At 67.2% G+C, this 1712-nt stretch carries 3 protein-coding genes; 2 read left to right on the plus strand and 1 reads right to left on the minus strand.

The genetic code is table 11. The features are described 5' to 3' along the window. Positions 1–324, plus strand: a 324-nt coding sequence (locus AAF184_25860) for a hypothetical protein (GenBank protein ID MEO0425782.1), incomplete at its 5' end; no start/stop codon positions are given. Between the two features lie 68 nt (positions 325–392). Here AAF184_25860 and AAF184_25865 read toward each other — a convergent pair. Then, on the minus strand, positions 393–1394 hold the full coding sequence (locus tag AAF184_25865) for an agmatine deiminase family protein (protein ID MEO0425783.1): 1002 nt from the start codon (positions 1392–1394) through the stop codon (positions 393–395). A 140-nt stretch (positions 1395–1534) separates the two neighbouring features. Between AAF184_25865 and AAF184_25870 the strand changes: the two genes are divergently transcribed. Then, positions 1535–1712 (plus strand): nitrilase-related carbon-nitrogen hydrolase (locus AAF184_25870; GenBank protein MEO0425784.1); only part of this gene is annotated, 178 nt, incomplete at its 3' end.

A 1712-nucleotide genomic window follows, 5' to 3' on the forward strand; every position in this document is an offset into this window, starting at 1 on the left:
CGCGGCACGGACCCCTCACCTGGCGCACGCGTCGACAGTGTTTGCACCCTGCTCGACGGTTTCCCGGACGAGGCCTACCTGGAGCCCGCCGCGCCGCGTAAGGCACGCCTGTGCACGTTGCTCTCGCAGGCTCGTCAGCTGTTGGCGGGCGAGCGCTTCGGTCTCGCCGGGGCGCGCATCAGCAACCGCGTATTGACTCGCCTCGACGGCGAGGGCGAAGACGACTGGTTGGTCGACCCGATCCTGCAGGCCATAGCGCTGCCCTGGGTGGAGGGCTTGGTGACGATGATCGAGAGCCTCGCTGAGGACGCGGCTGGCGACTAACGCTCGATCGCACTCCCATGAGCAAGGCGTTCCTCATCTCCCGACCAGAGGGCCGCCGAGCTCCCGGCTCAGCACACCACGCCAGGTTGCTGCTGCGTGATGCAGTGAATACCCCCACCGCCCACCGCGATCGCATCGATGTTCACCATCCTCACTTCACGCCCCGGGTAGTAGTTGCTCAGGCGCTCGCGGACCAGATCGTCGGCGGCGATGCCGTAGGCGGGGGCGATGACGGCGCCGTTCGCCAGGTAGAAGTTCACGTAGGACAGGCAGAAGCGCTCGCCTTCTCTGCCGTCAACGCGCGCTTCCGGCAAGGGCAACAACTCCAATGGTCGGCCTCGGGCATCGGTTTGATCGGCCAGCGCCGCGCGTACCGAGTCGAAGTAGGGTTTGCGCGGGTCATCCCCATCCTCCGAGTCCTTGATGATGAGTCTGCCAGGCGCGGCGAAGGCAGCGATGCAGTCCACATGGCCATCCGTCTCGGGGTCGATGGGGTCTCCCGGTATCCAGATGACCTTCTCGACGCCGAGGCGCGTCTTCAGCTCCTCGTCGATCTGCGCGCGGGACCAGTCCGGGTTGCGGTTGGGGTTGGGGAAGCAGGTGTCGGTGGTGAGCAGGGTGCCCTCACCGTCGACGCAGAATCCGCCGCCCTCGGCGACTAGCGCGGAGTGGATCACCGGCAACTGCAAGGTTCGCAGGATGCGTTCGCCGATGAGCGCGTCCTGGTCGTGGGGGTGGTACTTACCGCCCCAAGCGTTGAAGGTGAAGGACACGCCAGCGAGGGTGCCGTCGTCGCTGCGCACGAAGGTGGGGCCCGTGTCCCGACACCACGAGTCGTCGATCGGCATCTCGATGAGGGTGATGTCTGCGCCCAGGTGGTGGCGAGCGCCCTTGGCGAGGTGCGGCGGCACCAGCATCGCGACCGGCTCGTAGTCGGCGATCGCGTGGGCCACCCGCGTGTAGGCTTCCGCGGTGGCTTGCGGGTCCTCCCACATCCCCTCCCGGCAGGGCCAGGCCATCCAGCAACGCTCGTGCGGGTCCCACTCGGCCGGCATCCGATAGGTCGTCACTTCCGCCGATTCCTCGAGGTACTTCGTTGAGGCGCAGGCTATGCGAGCCGAGCCGCCCACGCAAAGGGCGATGCCCTTTGCACCGGCGGGCGCACTCGTGAGACAACCTGAGCGCAGCTCGAGGAGGAGGGGATCCGCAGATGCGCGGAGTGACGTTGGCCGCCACGCAGATGGCGTGCAGTTGGGATCGGGAGGCGAACGTCGCCCGGGCGACGGACCTGGTGCGGCAGGCGGCGGCCGATGGCGCTCAGATAATACTCCAGCAGGAGCTGTTCGAGACGCCGTACTTCTGCATCGAGCAGCACGGCGAGCATCTGC

It is taken from the genome of Pseudomonadota bacterium (assembly GCA_039815145.1).
Lineage (GTDB): Bacteria > Pseudomonadota > Gammaproteobacteria > Steroidobacterales > JBCBZW01 > JBCBZW01.